The sequence below is a fragment of the Acidovorax sp. KPB24-03 genome (assembly GCF_057546605.1).
The window spans coordinates 1-22,883 of sequence record NZ_BAAJYR010000015.1; the positions used below are offsets into that span (position 1 = coordinate 1).

The 22,883-nt window shown below is 65.6% G+C and carries 13 protein-coding genes; all 13 read left to right on the top strand.

Annotated features, from left to right (window positions below; genetic code table 11):
* Positions 1–508, top strand: a 508-nt coding sequence (locus AC27KI_RS04295; RefSeq protein WP_487112750.1) for a SpoIIE family protein phosphatase, incomplete at its 5' end; no start/stop codon positions are given.
* Positions 509–528: 20 nt separating this feature from the next.
* Entirely contained in the window at positions 529–1,512 is a 984-nt protein-coding gene (locus tag AC27KI_RS04300) for an ATP-binding protein (RefSeq protein WP_487112752.1), read from the top strand.
* Between the two features lie 4 nt (positions 1,513–1,516).
* The gene (locus tag AC27KI_RS04305; protein WP_487088265.1) at positions 1,517–3,496 is read left to right on the top strand and encodes a hybrid sensor histidine kinase/response regulator; all 1,980 of its coding nucleotides are present in this window, start codon (positions 1,517–1,519) and stop codon (positions 3,494–3,496) included.
* 8 nt (positions 3,497–3,504) lie between these two features.
* Positions 3,505–6,177, top strand: coding sequence for an ATP-binding protein (locus AC27KI_RS04310; RefSeq protein WP_487088259.1), 2,673 nt, complete (start codon positions 3,505–3,507; stop codon positions 6,175–6,177).
* Positions 6,178–6,435: 258 nt separating this feature from the next.
* Positions 6,436–7,059: a biliverdin-producing heme oxygenase gene (locus tag AC27KI_RS04315; RefSeq protein WP_487088257.1), complete on the top strand. Its 624-nt coding sequence runs from the start codon at positions 6,436–6,438 to the stop codon at positions 7,057–7,059.
* On the top strand, positions 7,056–9,278 hold the full coding sequence (locus AC27KI_RS04320; RefSeq protein WP_487088255.1) for an ATP-binding protein: 2,223 nt from the start codon (positions 7,056–7,058) through the stop codon (positions 9,276–9,278). The genes AC27KI_RS04315 and AC27KI_RS04320 overlap by 4 nt, the downstream gene beginning before the upstream one ends.
* 72 nt (positions 9,279–9,350) lie before the next feature.
* Entirely contained in the window at positions 9,351–9,737 is a 387-nt protein-coding gene (locus tag AC27KI_RS04325) for a response regulator (RefSeq protein ID WP_487088253.1), read from the top strand.
* Between the two features lie 305 nt (positions 9,738–10,042).
* Positions 10,043–10,576 carry a MarR family winged helix-turn-helix transcriptional regulator gene (locus tag AC27KI_RS04330; RefSeq protein ID WP_317357513.1) on the top strand — a complete coding sequence of 178 codons (534 nt, stop codon included), beginning with the start codon at positions 10,043–10,045 and terminating at the stop codon, positions 10,574–10,576.
* 539 nt (positions 10,577–11,115) lie between these two features.
* Entirely contained in the window at positions 11,116–12,420 is a 1,305-nt protein-coding gene (glgC, locus tag AC27KI_RS04335; protein ID WP_284428724.1) for a glucose-1-phosphate adenylyltransferase, read from the top strand.
* Positions 12,417–14,582: a glycogen debranching protein GlgX gene (glgX, locus tag AC27KI_RS04340; protein ID WP_487088250.1), complete on the top strand. Its 2,166-nt coding sequence runs from the start codon at positions 12,417–12,419 to the stop codon at positions 14,580–14,582. Before glgC ends, glgX begins: the two co-directional genes overlap by 4 nt.
* On the top strand, positions 14,579–16,396 hold the full coding sequence (gene treZ, locus AC27KI_RS04345; protein WP_487088248.1) for a malto-oligosyltrehalose trehalohydrolase: 1,818 nt from the start codon (positions 14,579–14,581) through the stop codon (positions 16,394–16,396). The genes glgX and treZ overlap by 4 nt, the downstream gene beginning before the upstream one ends.
* Positions 16,393–21,372, top strand: coding sequence for a malto-oligosyltrehalose synthase (locus AC27KI_RS04350; RefSeq protein WP_487112754.1), 4,980 nt, complete (start codon positions 16,393–16,395; stop codon positions 21,370–21,372). The genes treZ and AC27KI_RS04350 overlap by 4 nt, the downstream gene beginning before the upstream one ends.
* Positions 21,369–22,820, top strand: coding sequence for a glycogen synthase GlgA (gene glgA, locus AC27KI_RS04355; RefSeq protein WP_487112756.1), 1,452 nt, complete (start codon positions 21,369–21,371; stop codon positions 22,818–22,820). The genes AC27KI_RS04350 and glgA overlap by 4 nt, the downstream gene beginning before the upstream one ends.
* Positions 22,821–22,883: the final 63 nt, after the last annotated feature.

Here is a 22,883-nt window from a genome sequence, read left to right on the forward strand (position 1 = left end):
TGGACGGCCCCGGGCCGCGCTGTTCGTGGCCGATGGCCTCGGCCACGGCAGCGAGGCAGCCAGGGCGTCCGGCGCGGCGGCGGACCTGTTCCTGCAGGCCCCCTTCGGCGACCTGCGCGAGCAGATCGAAAGCATGCATGCCGAGCTGCAGTCCACGCGGGGCGCCGCCGTGTGCAGCCTGCGGCTGGATGCCACGGCCGCCACCGTGCGCAGTTCCGGCGTTGGCAACGTGGTGGCCCGCGTGGTCACGGGCCTGTCGGACCGCTCGGTCGTCACGCAGCACGGCACGGTGGGCCTGACCATGCGCCGGCCGCAGGAGACCACCACCGAGCTGCCTCCCTATGCGCTGCTGGTCGTACACAGCGACGGCATCGAAACCCGCTGGCATCCCGCCAGCATCCAGCGCCTGCTGGGCAGCGATCCCACCCTGGTGGCCGCCGTGCTGCTGCGCGATCACCACCGGGCGCGCGACGACGCGACCGTGGTGGTGGTGCAGTGCATCGAGTGACCCGAAGCACGAAAGACACCATGGACGGCACCTCCGACCTCATTTCCGACCGCACCTTCCAGGCATCCGACACGCCGGCACCGACGCCGCCCACCGCCGCTGCGCCCCAGGAATCCATCGAGGCGCTGCGCGCCGCCCTGGCCGAAAGCCAGCGGGAAGTCCAGGAGCTGAGCGCCGAGCTGGAGGAAACCAACCGCGGCGTGGTCGCGCTGTATTCCGAGCTGGACGCGCAGGCCGAGCAGCTGCAAAAAGCCACGGAGATGAAAAGCCGTTTCCTGGCCTACATGAGCCACGAGTTCCGCACGCCCATCAACTCCATTCGCAGCATCGCCCGGCTGCTGGCCGACCATGTGGACGGGCCCCTCAACACCGAGCAGGCCCGCCAGGTGGGATTCATCCAGAGCACCGCGAACGAGTTTGCCGACATGGTGGACGACCTGCTCGATCTCGCCAAGATCGAAGCCGGCCGCGTGGAAATCTCGCCTGCCTGGTTTGACATGCTGGATCTGTTCCAGGCCCTGCGCGGGATGTTCCGGCCGGTGCTGACCAACCCGGACGTCAACCTGTTCTTCGACGAGCCCCAGGGTATCGCGCCGCTTTACACGGACGACCGCAAGTTGTCGCAGATCCTGCGCAATTTCATCTCCAACGCGCTCAAATTCACGCCCCGGGGCGAGGTGCGCGTGTCGGCCCGCGTCGTGGATGGAGACCGGGTGCGATTTTCGGTGACCGACACCGGCATCGGCATCGCTCCCGAATTCCATTCCAGCGTGTTTGACGACTACACGCAGATCGGCTCGTCGCTGCAAAAGCGTCTGCGCGGCACCGGCCTGGGGCTGGCCGTGAGCCGCCAGCTGGCCGAACTGCTGGGCGGCACGGTCACGCTGGAGAGCGCGCTGGGCAGCGGCTCGGTGTTCTCGCTGACGCTGCCGCTGCGGCTGCCGGGCAACGAAGCCGCGGCCACTGGGGCCTCCGCAACCACCGAGGACGGCGCCCATGGGTAACGGCATGCAGGACGTCAGTGCCATCCACACGACCATCGACCGCGCCGCGCACACGGTGCTGGTGGTGGACGACAACCCGGTCACGCGCTACTCCACCGTCCGGGTCATCCGCGCCGCCGGCTTTCAGACCGTGGAGGCCGACAACGGCACCGAGGCCATCCGCCTGGCGGCCACCGGCGTGTCGGCCGTGGTGCTGGACGTGCACCTGCCCGACATCGACGGCTTCGAGGTCTGCCGCATCATCCGCCAGCAGGAAGCCACGGTCCTGCTGCCGGTCACGCACCTGTCCGCCGCCCACGTGCACAGCGAAGACCGGGTGACCGGTTTGAACGCGGGGGCCGACGCCTACCTCACGCACCCGGTGGAGCCGGCGCTGCTGGTGGGCACACTGCAGGCGCTGATCCGTGCGCGCATGGCCGAAGACGGCCTGCGCCGCAGCGACCGGCGCTTTCGCGCCATCTACAGCCAGGCGCTGGCGGGTATTGGCCTGATCCAGCCCGACGGCCGTTTCACCGATGTCAACCCCGCCATGATGCGGCTGCTGGACCGCTCGCGCGACGAACTGCTGGGCCACCCCATCAGCGACTTTGCGCCGCCCGGCTGGCTGGACTTCATCACCGAAAAAACCGTGGGGGGCGAGCGTGGCGACCCCTGGCAGGGAGAGTTTCCGCTGCAACGCCCGGACGGCGCCTGGGTGTACCTGGAGTGGAGCATCTCGGCCCACGTGGAGCCCGGCCTGCGCATGGCGATCGCGGCCGACATCTCCGAGCGCATGGAGCTCGACTCCCGCCGCCAGGATGTGCTGGAACGCGAGCAGGCGGCCCGCGCCACTGCCGAGCGGCTGAGCCGCACCAAGGACGATTTCATCGCGGTGCTGTCGCACGAACTGCGCACCCCGCTGAACGCCATCGCCGGATGGGTGCATATCCTCAAGCGCCGCGGCGGCACGCCCGAGCTGCTCAAGGGCCTGGACTCCATCCACCGCAACGTGAAGGCGCAGGCGCGCATCATCTCGGACATCCTCGACGTGTCGCGCATCAACAGCGGCAAGCTGCACCTGGAGCGGGAATGGATCGACCCCGTCGAATCGGTGCGCTCCTCCATTGACGCGCTGCAGGCCTCGATCGCCGAAAAGCGCCTGGACGTGGCGCTGGCCGTGCAGGACGCGAATGCCCCCGCCTGGCTGGACCCGACGCGCTTTCAGCAGATCTTCTGGAACCTGCTGACCAATGCCATCAAATTCTCCAACGACGGCGCGCGCATCGACGTGGCGCTGCGGCGCGAGAAGGGCCAGCTCACCCTGTCCGTGCGGGACTACGGGCGCGGCATCGCCAGCGAATTCATCGATCACCTGTTCGACCGGTTCACGCAGAGCGACTCGCCCGACAACCGACGCCACGGCGGCCTGGGCCTGGGGCTGTCCATCGTCAAGCAGCTGGCCGAACTGCACGGCGGCCGCGCCACGGCCGTGAGCGCCGGGCTCGACCAGGGCACCACCATGCAGGTGATGCTGCCGGTGGACCACAAAGGGGGCGACACGGCCCGCGCCGCGCCCCTTGGCGACGATGCCCCAGCCGAACCGCCGATGAACGACCGACCCCTGGCGGGCCTGGACATCCTCATCGTGGAAGACCACCCCGATGCACGCGAAATGCTCACCGTGGTGCTCACCGACGGCGGTGCGCGCCTGCGCGAAGCCGGCGACCATGACGCGGCCATGCAGGCACTGGCCGAGCGCTGGCCCGACGTGCTGGTCTGCGACATCGGCCTGCCCGGGCGCGACGGCTACGACCTGGTCCGCAGCCTGCGCTCCCTGCCCCTGCCCGAGGGCAAGGCCCAGCCGATCGCCATCGCGCTGACCGCCTTCTCCCGCGCGCAGGACGCACAACGGGCTCTGGAGGCAGGATTCGACGCGCACCTGGGCAAGCCCTTGCAGCCCCACGCCCTGATGGCCACCATCAACCGACTGGCCGATTCACGCTGATTTTTTGCATGAACCCCTCCCCTGCCACTGCCATCACCGCTGACAGCGACCGCTTCGCGCACATCTTCATCGGGGACAGCGAGATGGCACAGCTCATGCGCGCCCACGACTGGGAAGCCACCCCGCTCGGCTCGCCGGCATTCTGGCCCGAGCCGCTGAAGGTCGCGCTTCGCATCCTGCTCACCTCGCGCTTCGAGATGTGGCTTGGCTGGGGACCGGACATCGCTTTTTTCTACAACGATGCCTATCGCCCCACGCTGGGAGCCAAGCACCCGTACGCGCTCGCGCGCCCGACCGCCGAGGTCTGGGCCGAGATCTGGGATCAGGTGAAAGGCCGCATGCACGCCGTGTACGAACGGGCCGAGTCCACCTGGGACGACTCGCTGATGCTGCTGCTGGACCGCGCGGGCTACCTGGAGGAAACGTACCACACGTTTTCGTACAGCCCGCTGCACGGCGACGACGGGCAGGTCCACGGCCTGTTCTGCGCGGTGTCGGAAGACACGGGCCGCGTGCTCAACGAGCGGCGCCTGCGCCTGCTGCGCGAACTGGGCGCGGCGCTGTCGGCCGTCAACAGCCGCCGGGCCGTGCTCGACACCGCCTGCGAGCGGATGGGCCAGGCCCAGCGGGACTTGCCGTTTTCACTCGTCTATCTGTACGAACCCTCGGGCGTGGCCCGCCTGAGCTGCAATGCAGGCATCGACCAGGGCCATCGGCTGGCGCCCACTGTGCTGGCGATGAACTCCCGGGAACCCTGGCAGGTCCACCGACTGCAAGCCGGCGACGCGGCCTTCGCCGTGCCGCTGGACGCGGTGAACGACGTGCCCACCGGCGATTGGGACACGCCGGCGCGGGCGGCGTTCGTCGTGGCGCTGCCGGCACAAGGCGGCGCCCGGTCGGCGGGATTCATGGTGTGCGGGGCCAATCCGCACCGGCCCATGCACGACGGCGAGGCCATGGCGTTCGTTCAGTTGCTGGCCGGCCAGATCGCCTCGCGCCTGGCCAGTGCCGGGGTGCTGGAGGAAAGCACGGCGGAGCGCGACCGACTGCGCAGCCTGTTCCAGAAGGCGCCCGGTTTCATGTGCGTACTGCGCGGCCCGGAGCATGTTTTCGAGTTCGTCAACGACTCCTACGTGCAGCTGATCGGGCACCGCAGCGTGGAAGGCAAGACAGTGCGCGAAGGCCTGCCCGAGCTGGAAGGCCAGGGGCTGTACGAACTGCTGGACGAGGTCTACCGCACCGGGCAGCCGTACCTGGCCCAGGGCCTCAAGGTCCTCATCCAGCAAAAGCCCGGCATGCCGCTGGCCGAGCGCTACCTGGACTTCATCTACCAACCCACCACCGACGGCCAGGGCGAGGTCACCGGCGTTTTCGCCGAGGGCTACGACGTGACGGAAAAGGTGGTGGCCGAACAGGAGCTTCGCGCGCTGAACAGCCACCTGGAAGCGCGCGTGGTCGAGCGCACCCAGGAGGTCGAGAACGCGCTCGCGCGCCTCACCACCGAATCGCGCGAGCGCGAAGCCGCGCAGGAGGCGCTGCGCCAGTCGCAGAAGATGGAGGCCGTGGGCCAGCTCACGGGCGGGCTCGCGCACGACTTCAACAACCTGCTGGCCACGATCACAGGCAGCCTGGAACTGCTGCACCGCCGCGTGGGCCAGGGCCGCTACGACGACCTGGAGCGCTATGTGAGCGTGGGCCAGGGCGCCGCCAAGCGGGCGGCCTCGCTCACCCACCGCATGCTGGCCTTCTCGCGCCGGCAGACGCTGGACCCCAAGCCAACCGACGTGAACCGGCTCGTGAAGGGCATGGAAGAGCTGATCCGGCGCACCATCGGGCCCGAAAACGAGCTGGAGGTGGTGGGCGCCGTCGGCCTGTGGACCACGCACGTGGACCCCCACCAACTGGAAAGCGCCCTGCTCAACCTGTGCATCAACTCTCGCGACGCCATGCCCGGCGGCGGCCGGCTCACCATCGAGACTGCGAACAAGTGGATGGACGAGCGTGCCTCCCTGGACCGCGACCTGCCCCCGGGTCAGTACGTGTCGCTGTGCGTGACCGATACCGGCACCGGCATGTCGCCCGAAATCATCCACCGCGTGTTCGAGCCGTTCTTCACCACCAAGCCGATCGGCATGGGCACGGGGCTGGGGCTGTCGATGGTCTATGGATTCGCGCGGCAGTCGGGTGGCCAGGTGCGCGCCTACTCCGAGCCCGGCATGGGCACGACCATGTGCATCTACCTGCCGCGGCACGAGGCGCCGGCGCAGGACATCGACCTGCCCTCGGCGCCGTCGATCGCAGGAGGCCAGGGGTCGGGCACCGTGCTGGTAGTGGACGACGAGCCGAGCGTGCGGTCGCTGGTGGTGGAGGTGCTGCAGGAGATGGGCTACGACACCATCGAGGCACAGGACGGGGCATCGGGGCTGCTGGTACTTCAGTCCAGCACCCACCTCGACCTGCTGATCACCGACGTGGGCCTGCCCGGTGGAATGAACGGACGGCAGATGGCCGATAGCGGCCGGATCTACCGGCCGGACCTGAAAATCCTGTTCATCACCGGCTATGCCGAAAATGCGGCCGTGGGCAACGGCCACCTGGAGCGGGGCATGCAGGTGCTCACCAAGCCCTTTACGCTCGATGCGCTTGCACGCCGCGTGCAAGGGCTCATCGCCCCGCCCTGAGGTCCCTCGCTTTGAACCATCTCACTGCCGCCGGCAGGCACGGGTTTCGCCATCGCTGCCAACGCAGCGGCGGCGTCGGGCCGGACGGACCTCGCCCGCTGCGAGCGCAGGTGTTGCAGGCACAAAACAGGCGGGTAACCTGCCTGGCGCCATGGGCAGACCCAGCCCCTAAAATCTTGCTCCAGTCTTTTCTGGCCACCCCGATCCCCCCGTCCTTCTTCCGTGTCACAGCGATCTCCCCTCCCGTCCTTCACTCCGGTGCCGGAGACCGACTGCCTTTCGGCGCTGCGACAAACCACGAAGGAATCGCATGCGCAGCTGGATGCCAGCCTGCCAATCGGCAGGGCCGATGCCAGCCTGGAAGACTACCGCCACCATACCCTGGCCCTGAGCGCCTGGCTCACGGCCCTCCAGCCGCACCTGGCGGCGCTGGAGTCGCTGGTGCCCGGTTTCGACTTTGCACGCCCCGCTCGCCTGCACGCCCTGCACGCGGACTGGCTGGCGATGCGCGGCGAGCCAGCGCAAGCCGAAGACGGCTTCGGTGACGCCAGCGGCTGCACGCAGCAGATGGCTGCGCGGGCGTTTTCCGCTTTCGGGGCACCCGGCCATGCGGCGGTCTGCTGGGGCCTGGCCTATGTGGTGGAGGGTTCGCAATTGGGAGGCCAGTTCCTGTACCAGCGCCTGGCGCCCCGGCTGGCGCCGCATCCGCTGCGCTATTTGCACGGCCTGGGTGCCGGCACGGGTTTGCGCTGGAAACAGTTCACCAGGCTGCTCGACACGCACGTTCAGAGCCGTTTCGATGTCCAGGCGGCCTGCGCCGGCGCACGTGCCGGCTTCGATGGCCTGCGGCACCAGTTGCAGGGCCAGGGGGTGCTCGCATGATCCAGTCATTCACACCCGGCACCACCACCACGCTGGACAACTGCGACCGCGAGCCCATCCACGTGCCCGGCAGCATCCAGAGCCATGGCACCCTGATCGCTGTGGACCGCGAAGGCGTGGTCCGCTATGTCAGCGCCAACGTGCAGGCCCTTCTGCAGTGCGGCGTGACCGTGGGCGAGCCTCTGCCCGAAAGCCCGGGCACGGTGTGCCCGCTGATTGCAGGGCTCCTCCAGGACGGCTTGCAGGCGCTGCGGGGCGAGCGGGATGTGCCCATGCCCAGCGAGTTGCAGGTCGAAGACCGCCAGTTCGACGTGGTGCTGCATGTCGGCAGCGCGATACTGGTGGCCGAATTCGAGCTGCGCCACCAGACCCACAGCGAGCTGGCAGGCTTTGCCGTGCAGGCCCACCGCGCGATGGAAAAGCTGCGCCGGCCCCGGGCCATCGATGAGCTGCTGCAGCTGGCCACCGAAGAACTGCGGGCCCTGACCGGCTTCGACCGGGTGATGGCCTATCGCTTTCGCCATGACAGCAGCGGCGAAGTGGCCGCCGAATCGTGTGTCGATACGCTCGACCCCTACCTGGGCCGGCGCTATCCGGCCAGCGACATTCCAGCGCAGGCACGCAGGCTCTACGTGGCCAACACCCTGCGGCTGATCGCCGACGTGCGCTCGGCCGCGGTGCCCCTGCTGCAGGAGGCCGGTGCGCCCCCGCTGGACCTGAGCGGCAGCATTCTGCGCAGCGTGTCGCCAATCCACATCGAATACCTGTCCAACATGGGCGTGGGTGCGTCGATGAGCGTATCCATCGTGATCAACGAACAGCTGTGGGGCCTGATCGCCTGCCATCACATGGGTCCTCGCCAGGTGCCCTACAGCGTGCGCATGGCCTGCGACGTGATCGCCCAGGTGCTGTCTGCCAACATCCAGAGCACGCTCTCCCGCTCCCAGGCGGACCGCCTGCAGCAGCTGGCCGGGGCCCGCACCCACCTCATCGAAGAGCTGCTGCACGCGGACGACGAATTCACCGCCCTGACACAGCACACAGCCGAGATGGCCGCCATCTTGCAGGCCGATGCGGCGCTGGTGGCTCATGGGGCGAAGCTGACCGTGTTCGGCGAAGTATCGGAAGCGGCGGGCAGCGCCATCGTGCAATGGCTGGCCGCCGAGCCGGGCCAGGACCGGCAGCGCCTGTTCCAGACCCAGTCGCTGCCGCAGCTTGCGCCCGAACTGGCTGCCGCGACGTCGCCCTGGTGCGGCGTGCTGGGCATCCCTTTCGACCGGGACCGCAACGGCTGGTTGATCTTTCTTCGCAAGGAGCAGATCGAGACCATCCACTGGGGCGGCAAGCCGGACAAGGACATCCGCCACGGCCCCCTGGGCCCGCGGCTCACCCCGCGCGGCTCGTTCGATCTGTGGAAGGAAACCGTCCGGTCCACCGCCGAGCATTGGAGCACGCTGGAACTGGACGCCGCCCGGCAGTTGATGGACGAACTCGTGCGCGTGCAGAACGCGCGCACCGCCGAGATCAATCGCACGCGCAACCAGCTGATGGCCGTCCTGGGCCACGATCTGCGAGACCCCCTGCACTCCATCAGCATGGCCGCGCGCGTGCTCGAACAGGGCGGCACCGACGGCGGGCGGGCCGGCAGGATCGGTCAGCGCATCCAGTCCTCCAGCAGCCGCATGCAGCGGCTGGTGAGTCAGGTGATGGACATGTCGCGCCTGCAGAGCGGCCTGGGACTGGATCTGCAGCGCACGGACGTGGATCTGGTCGCCCTGCTGAACGACCTCATCGACGAGGCCCGCACGGCACACCCCGGCACCGAGATCGTGGGCACCATCCCCGCTGCGCTGAAAGCCCGTGTCGATGCCGATCGCATCGCCCAGGTGGTCGTCAACCTGATCGGCAACGCGCGGCACCATGGTCAGAGCGGGCATCCCATCGAGGTGCATGCGACCGCCACCGATGAATGGCACGAGATCGCCGTGCGCAATGTCGCCGCCCCCATCCCGGAAGACATTGCCCGCAATCTTTTCAGTCCGTTCAAGGCCTCTTCGGTCGGCAACGCGCGCAATCGGTCGGGGATGGGGCTGGGGCTGTACATCGCCCACCAGATCGTCCAGGGACACGGGGGCAGCATTGGATACGAATACCGCGCACCCCATGTTGTCTTCTCGGTCCGCTTACCCGTGCAGAGGACGGGCACAATAGAGCCCTAAGAAGAAGACTATTGGGCTTGATTGTTTGATGGTCTTTAAGAAAAACACTGTACCGTCAGCGAAGCCCTCCGCATGCCTGCAGACATTCTCATCATTGACGACAACCGCGATGCCTCTGAACTGCTGAGCGATCTGCTCGACCTGCAGGGCTACACGGTGCGCGTCGCCCACAGTGGCAACGAAGCGCTGCAGCACATGGCGCAACGCCCCGCCTCGCTGTTCCTTGTAGACCAGCAACTGCCCGACATGCTGGGCACCCAACTCGTTCCGAAATTGCGCGCGGCAACGGCAGGCAGGCCCAGCATCGCGATCGCCATCACGGGGTTGGGCGTTTCTGACCGGGCGCAGTTGATCGGTTTCGATCACGTATTGGCCAAACCGCTGGCCTTCGATGCGTTCGACGCCCTGATCGCAGCCTGCTCGGCCGAGCTGGACCAGCAAGGCGACGCCGAGCGCTGACGGATAGCTGACGGCCCCTTCCACCCGGGCACACGCGGCCATGCTGCGCCAAGCCAACCACCCATCGGCCGGCATGCGCGTGGCGATAATGCCTCGCTCCATGGCGAGTGCACGTGAATGTCGGGGAATGTACGGGCTTCAGGGGCTCCAGCCGTCGCCAAGCACTTCGCCTTTACCCATAAAACAGCGGCTTGGGCCCACGAGGTCGGGGCCGCCCCGAGTGTCAGAGCAATCCGTTCAGGTGTCTTGTGCCGGACTGGCAGGGATTGCGAGGACTCTTACACTCGACCGCCCGGAAACCCTCCATGCATGAATCTCCCGTCGATCCCTCCACCGTCCAACACCTGCTCGGCTATGCTCTGGCGCAGGCACGGGTAGCGGCCAACCGCGCTTTTTTCCAGGCGATCGGCGAGCCCATGCAATTGCGCACCGTCGAATTTTCCTTGTTGATGCTGCTCTTGCCGGGCGAAGGATTGTCCCAACGGCAACTCGCCCAGGCGCTGAACCTGAGCGCCCCCAACCTCACCCTGGTGGTCAGCCGGCTGCAAAGCCGGGGCCTGCTGGTGCGCGAGCGCAACCCCACCGATCGCCGGGCTCAGGCCATCCGCCTTACGGCCGAGGGCCTGTCCATTGCCCGGCAGGCGCATGCCACTTCTCTGGAGATGGAAGCGGGCCTGCGCCAGCTCTACTCGCCGGCCGAATGGGCGCTGCTGCTGGAGTTGCTCCAGCGCGTCAGCCCCGGCGCATTGTCAGCCAATGAAGAGCAGGCCCGGACCGTCCAGCGACAAGCACCGCGGGCCCCCATCGGCCACCAGCGCAATAATATCAACGGCATGTAGCTATCAATTAGATAGCAAATATCCAGACGACCACAGCCAGCGCAAAGCAGCCTCACGCAAGGTCGGGCTCTGCGTGCCGGCAGCCCCGGCGCGTGAACGCTGGTGCGACACGTGGCGCCAGCGCCACTGCCCGCTGCAGCGGGCGTAATGCCTGTGCTTAACCGCACCGGCACCAGCGCTGCGCGCTCTGGCAAGCCCCCGATCACGTAGGCAAGTGCCTACACGGGCAGGTAGGAACTTCCTGCAACCTCTTGTTGCATCGCAACAGAAGATGCGTCCAGGACCACCTGCATGCACCCCGACTCTCTCCATGACCCGGCCTCCGGAGCCCTCTGCCTTCCAGGCAAAGCTTCGAGCCGGGTTTCGTCGCGCGTGAAAAGGGATGCAAGAGGAGGATGGCCCGGATCGATCCGCAGGGCGCAGGCGCTTGCAGTCATCGAACTGCCAGGCGCCCCCGCGTTCCGATGTCGGTCGCCGCAGCCCAACCTGATTGTCTCCACCTCACCTTTCCACGTCTGATCCATCTGGGAGTTCCCACCATGTCACGCACCAAAAATGTCCTCGCCATCGTCATGGCCGGCGGTGAAGGCTCCCGCCTTCACCCACTAACAGCAGAGCGCTGCAAGCCCGCCGTGCCGTTCAACGGCAAGCACCGCATCGTGGACTTCGTCCTGTCCAACCTGGTGAATTCGGAGATCTTTTCCATCTACCTGCTGGTGCAGTACAAGTCGCAGTCGCTCATCGAGCACATCCGCCAGTCGTGGACCATGGCCCGCTTCATTCCAGAGCATTTCGTGACGGTGGTGCCGCCCCAGATGCGCAATGGTCCCGAGTGGTTTCAAGGCACGGCCGATTCGGTCTATCAGAACATCCACCTGATCGAGAGCTTCCGGCCCGACATCGTCGCGGTGTTCGGAGCAGATCATATCTACCGCATGGACGTGCGCCAGATGATCGACTTCCACGTAGCCAACAACGCCGATGTCAGTGTGGCCACATTGCCGGTCAAACTGTCGCAGTGCGACCAGTTCGGCATCGTGGAAACAGACGAGAGCCACCGCATCACGCAGTTCGTCGAAAAGCCAAAATCCACGCACCCCATGCCCGGCAGTTCGACCCATGCCCTGGCTTCCATGGGCAACTATCTCTTCAATGCGGACGTGCTGCTCGACGCACTCAAGAAAGCGCACGAGACAGGCCACAGCGATTTCGGCAAGCACATCCTGCCGACCATGCTGGAGTCGCACCGCCTGATGGCCTATGACTTCGACACCAACACCATCCCCGGGACCGAGCCTTACGAAGAGCATGGCTACTGGCGCGACGTCGGCACCATCGATTCGTACTTCGATGCCCACTTCGATACGCTGGGCGCGACGCCGCGCTTTCGCATGACCAACCGCCAGTGGCCGATCTACGCCAGCCCCGACCAGGCGGAATCCGCCCAGATCGAAAATGGTGTGATCCACCGCTCGGTGGTGGGTTCGGGCAGCATCGTGGACGGCGCCTCCCTCGACCATGCCATGCTGCGCCGCTCGGTTGTCGTCGAGCGCGATGCACGGCTGGAGCATTGCATCGTGATGGAGCGCACTCGCATCGGCCGCGGCGCCCAGATCCGGCGGGCCATCATCGACCAGGACAACGACGTGCCCGCCCATGAGCGCATTGGCTTCAATCTGGAAGAAGACCGCAAGCGCTTTCATGTCACCGAAAGCGGGATCGTCGTGGTCCCCCGCAAGTTCTTCACCGCGCAGCAGGATTCCGGCACCAACACCCCCAGCATCGGCCGTGCCCGGCCACCGGCCCCCATCACCACCGAAAGCGACCGCAAAGTAGCCGCATGAAACCCGAACTGATGAATACGCCTTCCGCTCCCGTCGCATCCCGACACAAGAAAGTCCGGTACACCGTCGAGCCAGGCCGCCACTGGCCGCAGGGCGCCACAGCGAGCCGGCACGGCGTGAACTTCGCCGTCTATGCGCCGTCGGCGGAGAAAGTGGAGATTTGCCTGTTTTCGGACGACGATCAGGAAACAGCGCGCATCACGCTTCCCTGCCTGAGCCGGGACACGTGGCACGGACTGGTGAAGGGACTGAAGGTCGGCCAGAGGTACGGGTTGCGGGTGCATGGCCCCTACGAGCCCGGCAACGGGCATCGCTTCAACCCTGCGAAACTGTTGCTGGACCCCTACGCGCTCGCTCTCGATCGGCCAGTTCTCGGTCATGCGGAACAGTTCGGCTACGAACTGGACCAGGAAGAAGAAGACCTTCAGCCCAGTACGGTGGACAACGGTGCTGTCGCGCCCAAATGCCGTGTCGTCAAATCGCGCTTCGACTGGGGCGACGACGCTCCGCCCCGTGTACCCGCCAAAGACACGGTTTTCTACGAAGTGCATGTGAAGGGCTTCACTCAGACCATGCCCGGCGTTCCCGAGCCCCTGCGAGGCACGTATGCCGGCCTGGCCAGCGACGCCGCGATTGCCCATCTGCGCGATCTAGGAATCACCAGCGTTGAGCTTTTGCCCGTGCAAGCATTTCTGGACGACAAGCGGCTGGTGGACAACGACCTCACCAACTACTGGGGCTACAACACTGTTGCGTTCTTCGCGCCAGAGCCACGCTATAGCGCTTCCAAGGCAGACGGTGGAGTGGATGAATTCAAGGCCATGGTGAAGGCGTTGCACGCCGCAGGGCTGGAGGTGATTTTGGACGTGGTCTACAACCACACGGGAGAAGGCAATCACCTGGGGCCCACGATCAGTTTCAAGGGCATCGACAACGCAGCCTATTACCGGCTGTCTCCGGAAGATGCCCGCTACTACGTGGACTACACCGGCACTGGCAACACGGTGGATACGAGCAGCCCGGCCGCGTTGCGCCTGGTGCTGGACAGCCTGCGCTACTGGGTGACGGAAATGCACGTGGACGGTTTCCGCTTCGATCTGGCCTGTGCACTGGGCCGTGACCCTTCGGGCGCCTTCACGCACCGTGCGGCTTTTTTCGCTGCCGTTGCGCAAGATCCGGTGCTGTCGAACGTCAAGCTCATCGCAGAGCCGTGGGACCTCGGCCCCGACGGCTACCAGGTCGGCGGATTCCCGGTGGGATGGATGGAATGGAACGGTCGCTACCGCGACGCGGTGCGCGACTACTGGCGCAACGCCGATAGCAGCCTGCCGTCATTCGCCGCCTGCCTGTGTGGCAGCGCGGACATGCTCGCCGCGCGCAAGCGCCCGCCGGTGGACAGCGTGAACATCGTGACCGTGCATGACGGCTTCAGCCTGGCCGATCTGGTGAGCTACAACGAGAAGCACAACGACGCGAACAAGGAAGACAACCGAGACGGTGAAAACCACAACCGCAGCTGGAATTGCGGCGCCGAAGGTCCTTCGGACGACCCCGCGGTCCAGGCGCTGCGCGAGCGCCAGATGCGCAACTTCATCGCCACCCTCTTCGTCTCGCACGGCACGCCCCTGCTGCTGGGCGGCGACGAAATGGCCCGGACCCAGCACGGCAACAACAACGGCTACTGCCAGGACAGCTCACTGTCTTGGTACGACTGGAATCAGGCCACGAGCGAGGCGGAGCTGATGGGGTTCACCCGGGCCCTGCTGGCGCTACGGCATGCATTGCCCGTGTTGCGTCCCGCCGTGCACCCAGCCGGCACCACCGGACACCCTGCCTGCGTGGCACTCAACTGGCACAGCGTCTGGGGCCTGGCAATGACCCAGGAGGAATGGGAAGATCCCCAGGTGCGCTGCGTAGCAGCGCTGATGGAGGGCCACGGCGACAGCGAGTCGGTCATGTTGCTGTTCAATGCGACCCCTGCGGATGCGGTCTTCACCCTGCCTCAGGACGAGCATGGCCGCGTGTGGACCGTGCGAGTGGACACCCGCACAGCAGCCGTGCCACCAGCCGACGCGGCAGACATCCCTGCAGGCGGGCAGTGGACGCTGCAGCCGCATTCCATGGCCGTTCTGACAACACCCTCACGCGCCGACCTGTCATGAAGTACCGGCATGACATGCCGTTTGGCGCCCGGCTCACAGCCGACGGCGGCGCCGGATTCAGCCTGTGGGCGCCCAACGCCCGCGAAGTGGTTTTGCACCATGGCACGGCGCCAGCATTGCCCATGGTGCCTCTCCCGGCGCAGTCCCGCCCGAATGGCTGGTGGCACGTGGAGTTGCAAACAGCCTCTCGCGCCACCCGCTATCAATGGCAGGTGGACGGTGGCCCCCTGATGCCAGACCCGGCTTCGCGCAGCAATCCCCACGGCCCGCATGGCGCCAGCGAGATCACCGATGCCAAGGACTTCGACTGGCAGGTGGACTGGCAAGGGCGGCCGTGGAGCGAGGTGGTCCTGTATGAACTGCATGTGGGCACGTTCACGCCCGAAGGCACCCTGCAAGCCGCGTTGCAGCAGTTGCCACGGCTGAAAGACCTGGGCATCACCACTGTGGAATTGATGCCCCTGGCATGCTTCGGGGGCCGGTTCGGCTGGGGGTATGACGGCGTGCTGCCCTTCGCTCCGCACCCTGACTACGGAACCCCCGACGATCTCAAGCGCTTCATCGACGGGGCGCATGCGCTGGGCCTCATGGTGATGCTCGACGTGGTGTACAACCACTTCGGCCCGGATGGAAACTATCTCGGCCTCTACGCACCGCAGTTCTTTTCTGAAAAGCACACCAGCCCTTGGGGTGCCGCCATCAACTTCGACGGCGCCCAGAGCGGGCCCGTGCGTGAATTCTTCATTCACAACGCGATGTACTGGATCGAGGAGTTCCGGTTCGATGGCCTCCGCCTGGACGCAGTGCACGCCATCATCGACGACAGCGAGCCCGGCTTTCTCGCCGAACTGTCTCAGCGCGTGCGCACTGCTTGCCCGGGCCGGCATGTGCACCTCGTCCTTGAAAACGAGAAGAACCAGCCGGAGCATCTGGCCCCCAGCCCCAAGCCCTCCCGCTATGACGCGCAATGGAACGACGATTTCCACCACGCGCTGCATGTGCTGCTGACTGGCGAAACACAGGGCTATTACGGGGACTATGGCAATGAGCCGGTGGCCCTGTTGGCGCGCGCGTTGACGAGCGGCTACGTCTTTGCCCACAGCGACCGCGACGGACAGGGCCGCAGGAAACAGGTGGTGGCTGCGGCGCCCGAGCCCCTTTCCACCATGGTCCAGTTCTTCGGCAACCACGATCAGGTCGGCAACCGCGCGTTCGGGGAAAGGCTGGCGCAATTGGTTCCAGCGCCCGCTGCCGAACTGGCCATGCTGCTGACTTTGCTGGGTCCGGCGACGCCGCTGATCTTCATGGGCGATGAATTCGGCGCCCAGACACCGTTTCTCTACTTTGCCGATTGGGAAGGGGAACTGCGCGATGCCGTGCGCCAGGGCCGCTTGCGCGAATTCGGCCATGAAGTCCCGCCAGGCGGGACGCTTCCCGATCCTTGCGATACGGTCACCTTCGCCCACAGCCGTCTCGACTGGCAGCAAGCCGACAACCCGCAAGGCCAGGCGCGGCAGGCGCTGTTGCGCGAAGCGCTTGCAGCGCGCAGACAGTGGCTCAATCCGCGCCAGCACCGCTTGGTACCACGAGGCCACACGGCCAAGATGGTGGGCGCCCGCGGCCTGAGGGTGCGGTGGCATTACGACGACGGCGCGCAATGGCAGATGGACATCAATCTGAGCGACATGCCCGTCGAGGCGCCGGCATCTGACGGCTCGCAGGGAATCCCGCGGTTTTCACACCGCTGGAGCAATGACACGACCCAATGGGCACCTTGGTCCGCCCGTTGGTGTTTTCTGGAGCCCAACGCATGACGGACCCTACCCCCGGCGAAGCACTGCGCCATCGCGCCCACTTGGCTGGCATTGCACTGAACTACACCAGCTTCTGGGGTGAGCACCGCGACGTGCCCGTCTCCGTCATCGAGCGGGCCCTGGCCGCCATGGGAAGCCACGCGGATACCAACGCCGTGCCCTCCCCCGTGCTGGTATCGGAGGGCGGCGCAGCCACCGTACCGCTTCTCAACGAAGGGCCCTGGCGCCTGTTCACCGCAGAGACGGCAGAACGCATGCTGGTGTGCGAGGGCGTAGGCACCGTCGCCGAAATTCCCGCTTCGCTGGCGGTGGGCTACTACGCCGTCCATTCCCCAGGGGCATCGGCCGAACGGCTGGTCATCGTGGCGCCCGAACATTGCTGGTCCCCTGAACCCCTGCGGCAAGGCGAGCGCTGGTGGGGCTTGAGCGCCCAGTTGTACGCCCTGCGCTCAGAGCGAAACTGGGGCATCGGCGATTTCACCGATCTGGCAGACCTCGTGTCCATTGCTGCCGGACAAGGCGCGGCTTTCGTCGGATTGAGCCCTTTACATGCCTTGCGGGCGGACCAGCCAGAGGCTGCAAGCCCCTATAGCCCTTCCAGCCGGTTGGCGTTGAATACGCTCTTCATCGATGTGGCGGCGGTACCTGAATTCGTGCGCAGCCCAGCCGCGCAGACGCTGTTCTCGGACCCCGCTTTCCAGCAGCGGCTGGGTGCGCTGCGGGCTTCGAGCGAAGTGCGCTATGCCGAAGTTGCGGCCGCCAAGCAGGAAGTGCTGGGACTGTTGTGGGACGAGTTCCGACGCAACGAATGGAACACCGGTTCGCCGCGTGCGACGGTTTTCCGCGAGTTCATGCAGGGCCAGGCCGACACCCTCGGGCAACACGCACTGTACGAGGCCATCCAGTGCCATCTGCACGCTGTCGATCCCAGTATCTGGGGTTGGCCTGCATGGCCGGAAGCGATGCGCGACCCCCAGGGTGCTGAGGTGAAAGCCTTTGCACAGGACCATGCGGATCAGGTGCAATACCGCTTCTGGCTGCAGTGGCTGGCCCACGCCCAACTAGACCGGGTAAGCCAGCGGGCCCGTTCGCTGATGCCGCTGGGCCTGTATTGCGACTTGGCGGTCGGAGCGAACGACGGGGGCTCCGAAACCTGGACCGGCCAGGGCCTGTACGCACGTGGCATGAACGTGGGCGCTCCGCCGGACCCGCTCAACCACCAGGGACAGGATTGGGGCCTTCCTCCGATGAATCCCTGTGCGCTGGCGGCGGCGCATTTCCTGCCCATGCGCCGATTGCTGGCCAGCGTGATGCGCCCGGCCGGCGCCTTGCGGATGGACCATGTCATGGCGCTCATGCGCCTGTTCTGGACCAGTGCCGACGGCGGCGCTTACGTTTACTACCCTCTGGACGCCTTGCTGGCCATCATGTCCATCGAAAGCCATCGCCACCAATGCCTGGTGATCGGCGAAGACCTGGGCAATGTCGCGCCGCAGATGCGGGAGGCGATGGCGCACAGAACGCTGCTGTCCTATCGGCCATTGATTTTCGAACGCGCCGACGGCGGCGCGTTTCGCACGCCGGCCCATTGGCCTCACCAGGCCCTGGCGGTGGTCAGCACGCATGATTTGCCCACACTGCGCGGGTACTGGGCGGCTGAAGATATCGAGGTGCAGTCGCGCCTGGGCTGGCTGTCCGCACCGGACGCGCATGCCCGCGCCTTGATGGAGCGCGCCCAGGACCGCGTGAGGTTGCTCGTCGCGCTCAACGAGGAAGGGCTGCTTCCGAGCGGTGCCACTGCGGACCCGCAATCGGTGCCCGAAGCCAACGCGGACTTCGTGGCCGCAGTGCATCGCTATCTCGCCAGAACACCCTGCTGGCTGGCGGCAGTGCAACTGGAAGACGTGACAGGCCAGTTGGAGCAGGTCAATGTGCCGGGCTCCACCGAGGCCATGCAGCCCAACTGGCGCCGCCGCCTGAGCGTACCGCTGGAAAAGCTGGCGACCCATCCCTGCTTTTCGGCCATCGCGGCCGCCATGCGCGCCGAGCGCGGCGGCGCGGCCCTGCCCTTCAGCGAGGCGTTGCCAGCGCTAGATACCGCGGATATTCCCTTGGCGACGTACCGGGTGCAGTTCCACGAAGGCAATACCTTCGAGCAGGTCACCCGGGCCGTCCCCTATTTCCATGCATTGGGGATCAGCCATCTCTACAGCTCGCCGTATCTGAAGGCCGCGCCGGGCAGCACGCACGGTTACAACGTGGTGGACCCGACCCGTCTGAATCCCGAGGTCGGATCAGAGGCGACGCACACCGCCTTGTGCGAGGCGCTGCAAGCGCACGGACTCAGCCAGGTGCTCGACATCGTGCCCAACCACATGGGGGTGCTGGACTCCAACAACCCCTGGTGGCAGGACGTGCTCGAGCATGGGCGAGCCTCCGCCCATGCAGCCACCTTCGACATCGAATGGGAGCCGACCGCACCAGAAATGCACGGGCGGGTGCTCCTGCCCATGCTGGGTGGTCATTACGGGCGCGTTCTCGAATCCGGCGAACTCCAGGTGGCATTCGACCCTCAAGGCGGGCGGTTCAGCATCCGCTATTGGGACCACGAACTTCCCATCGACCCACAGCATTACGCACGCATTTTTGCAGCCGTGCCGGCCCCTGTTTCCGGCGGCGAACGCGATGGCGACAGTCTGGCGCAGATGCAATCGTTGGTGGACGCATTCGGCACCCTGCCCTCGCGCAATACCAGTGACGAGAACGAACGCGCCATGCGCCAACGGGATGCGCCGCTGCACCAGCGGCGGCTTGCGGAGCTGGCCGGCGAGCACCTCTGGGTGCGCCAATGGATCGAAGCGCTTCTGACACAGTGGAACGGCCAGAAGGACAGCCCGGAAAGCATCAACGCGCTGGACCAATTGCTGCGCGATCAGGCTTACCGCCTGGCAGACTGGCGTGTGGCAGGGGACGACATCAACTACCGCCGATTCTTCGACGTCAACTCCCTGGCCGCCGTTCGCATGGAAGACCCAGCCGTTTTCGAAGCGACCCACACCTGCATCTTCCGCTGGCTGGCCGAGGGAAAGATCTCCGGATTGCGCATCGACCATCCGGATGGATTGGCCGACCCTGCCCAGTACTTCGACCGCCTGCAAAAGCGCTATGCGTCGCTGGCACACGCTGCGGGACGGGAGCCCCGTGCGCTATACCTCATCGTGGAGAAGATTCTTGCCGACCATGAGCCCCTGCCGCAGGATTGGCCTGTGCACGGAGCCACCGGATACCGGTTCAGCAGCCTGGTCAACGGGCTTTTTGTCGAGCCGGCCTCTCAAGCAGCTTTCGACGATGCGTATTCCGCCTTCACCGGCGATCGCAAGGAATTCGAAGAGGCGGTGCACGAGTGCAAGAAGCACATCATCGAAACCTCGCTGTTCAGTGATCTGGGGTGGCTGGCCGACACGCTTTACCGCATCAGCCGCACCGATCGCAAGACCTGCGATTTCACGCGCAACCAGTTGCGCATCGCGCTGACGGAGGTGGCGGCCGTCTTCCCCGTTTACCGCACCTACATCGCGCCTGATGGCTCGGGACTGTCCGACACGGATCGACAGCACGTCGAATGGGCCATCGCGGCGGCACGTCGCCGCATGGGCACGGCCGAAGGGGGCGTGCTCGCGTACCTGCAAGGCGTTTTTGTCGGCACGGAAGGCCAGCACCTGCCCGAGTTGCGGGGCGCGTTCCTGCGCCGTTGGCAACAGTTCACGGCGCCGGTGATGGCCAAGTCCGTGGAGGACACCGCGTTCTACCGCTATGTGCGCCTGGTGTCGCTGAACGATGTCGGCTCGGAGCCGCGGCGTTTCGGATTGTCCGGTGCCGCATTCCATCAGGCCAATCTGCAACGGTCGCGGCGGTTACCGCACGGGCTGCTGGCGACGTCCACGCATGACAGCAAACGTTCGGAAGATCTGCGCGCGCGCCTGAATGTGCTGTCCGAGATTCCGGCCCTGTGGGAAGACACGGCCATTCAACTGCGCGAACTCGGAACCCGTTTCACGACCGAGATCGATGGCACGGTGGTTCCCAGCCCCCATGATCTCTGGGCACTCTATCAGGCCCTGGTCGGCATCTGGCCGGCAGAAGGCGCCGATGTGAATGAGCGGATCGGCTTGCGGGACCGCGCCAAGCAGTACATGGTGAAAGCCATGCGCGAAGCCAAGCAGGCGACCAACTGGCTATTTCCCAACGAGGCCTATGAGGCGGCCGTTGACCGATATATCGACGGTGTGCTGTCCACGGATCGCTTCGTGCGAGAACTGGAGAAATTCGTCCAGTCCATAGCCCCCTACGGATTTCGCAACAGCCTGTGCCAGCTCGCGCTGAAGCTGACTGTCCCGGGCGTGCCCGACATCTACCAAGGCTGCGAGCAATGGAACTTCAGCCTCGTCGACCCTGACAACCGCAGGCCCGTCGATTTCACAGAACTGGAACGTTCCCTGCAAACGGTACGCTCGCACTACGCTTTTGGCTATCCCTCGGTCCAGGCCTGGCAGGAGATGCTCGGCGCATCCCCGGCACCGCTGGTCAAGCAGCTGGTCACATGGCGGCTGCTTCAGCTGCGGCAGAAAATGCCGGAACTGTTCCTGAACGCCACCTACCTTCCTCTGACCGTGGAAGGCCAGAGCGCCGAACATGCCGTCGCGTTTGCCCGCATTCGGGAAGGCAAAGCCATTGTGGTTGTCTGCTCGCGGTTGCTGTACGGGCTGACCGCGATGGGTTGGCGCGGCACCCGCGTCACGGTTGCCGCGGTACACCCTGCCCTGGACAAAATTCTGAGGTGGAAGAACTGGATGACGGGAGCGGCACTGACAGCAGACAAGGATGGAGGCCTGGAGCTGGACATCGTGATGGGCGAGCTGCGACCAGAGGGTGGTACCTTGCCATTCGTGGTGTTGGTGCCCGAGGACGTCGAATGAAAGTCCTCTTTGTCACGCCTGAATGCGCCCCACTGGTCAAAACCGGTGGGCTGGGCGATGTCAGTGCCGCCCTGCCCCGTGCATTGGCAGCCATGGGGCACGATGTTGCCTTGCTCATGCCGGCCTACGGCGATATGGCCATCACCGGCCAGATCGTGGGTTTGTCTGCCATTGCGCCACGGGGTGCCTGGCCTGCAGCGCAGTTGCTTCAACTGCGCCAGGAAGACGGTTTCATCCTTTACCTGCTTTCTTGCCCCCAACTCTATGCACGCGCGGGCACGCCCTACGGCGCACCCTCCGGCACGGATCACGATGACAATGCGCTGCGCTTCGGCCTGCTCAGCCAGGTCGCGGCAATGATGGGCACACAGGCAACGCCCTGCGGATGGCAGGCCGACATCGTGCATGCCAACGATTGGCCCACCGGACTGGCCCCGTTCTATCTGGCGCAAGCGCGCGCTGTGCGCGACGGTGCCCCAGTGGCACGCAGCGTCATCACTGTGCACAACCTGGCATTTCAAGGCGTCTTTCCAATGCACGCCTGCGATGCCCTGGAGATCCCGCCGGAGCACCGGGGCATCGCGGGTGTCGAGTTCTGGGGTGGAATGTCGATGCTCAAAGCAGGCTTGAACTTTGCCGACGCCATCACCACCGTCAGCCCCACGTACGCACGCGAAATCCAGGGCCCTGAGCTTGGTTTTGGCCTGGATGGGGTCTTGCGGGAGCGTTCCAATGTGTTGTACGGCATTCTCAATGGCGTCGACACAAACATATGGAACCCAGCAAGCGATCCTCTCATCGCTGCGCCTTACAGCCTGGAAAGCCCATCGGGCAAGGCGCTGAACAAAATAGCGTTGCGCCAACGCTGTGGGCTGGATGCCGCGGAAAACCGCATGCTGTTCGGCTTGGTCGGACGACTCACCCAGCAAAAAGGCGTCGATCTGGTAGTAGAAGGCGCGGAGCGTCTGGTAAAGCAAGGTGCACAACTTGTCGTGCTGGGCAATGGCGATACAGCGATCCAGGCCCGCTTCACTCAACTGGCAGCCCGCTATCCGGAGCACATCAGCGTCACCCTGGGCTTTGACGAATCGCTGGCCCATCAAATCGAGGCCGGCGCAGACTGTTTCCTCATGCCTTCTCGGTTTGAGCCATGCGGACTGAACCAGATGTACAGCCAGATCTACGGAACCCCACCCATCGTCACGCATACGGGTGGACTGGCGGACTCCGTCGTGGATGCAGATTCATCTCCATCGGGAGGCACCGGATTCATCATGCCGCTCGCAACCCAGAAAATGTTTGACGAAGCGGTACAGCGGGCCATCGCGGCATGGCAATCACCTGTCACCTGGGAGTCGCTTCAACGCGCCGGAATGCGGCAAACCTTCGGCTGGGACGCATCGGCCAAAGCCTATTCCGACCTGTACGGTGAATTGCTTGAGTCCTGAGCGCAATGCCGAGACCATCGTTCTGTTCTGTCCTACAAAAAGCGAAAGAGGCCGCGGAAATAC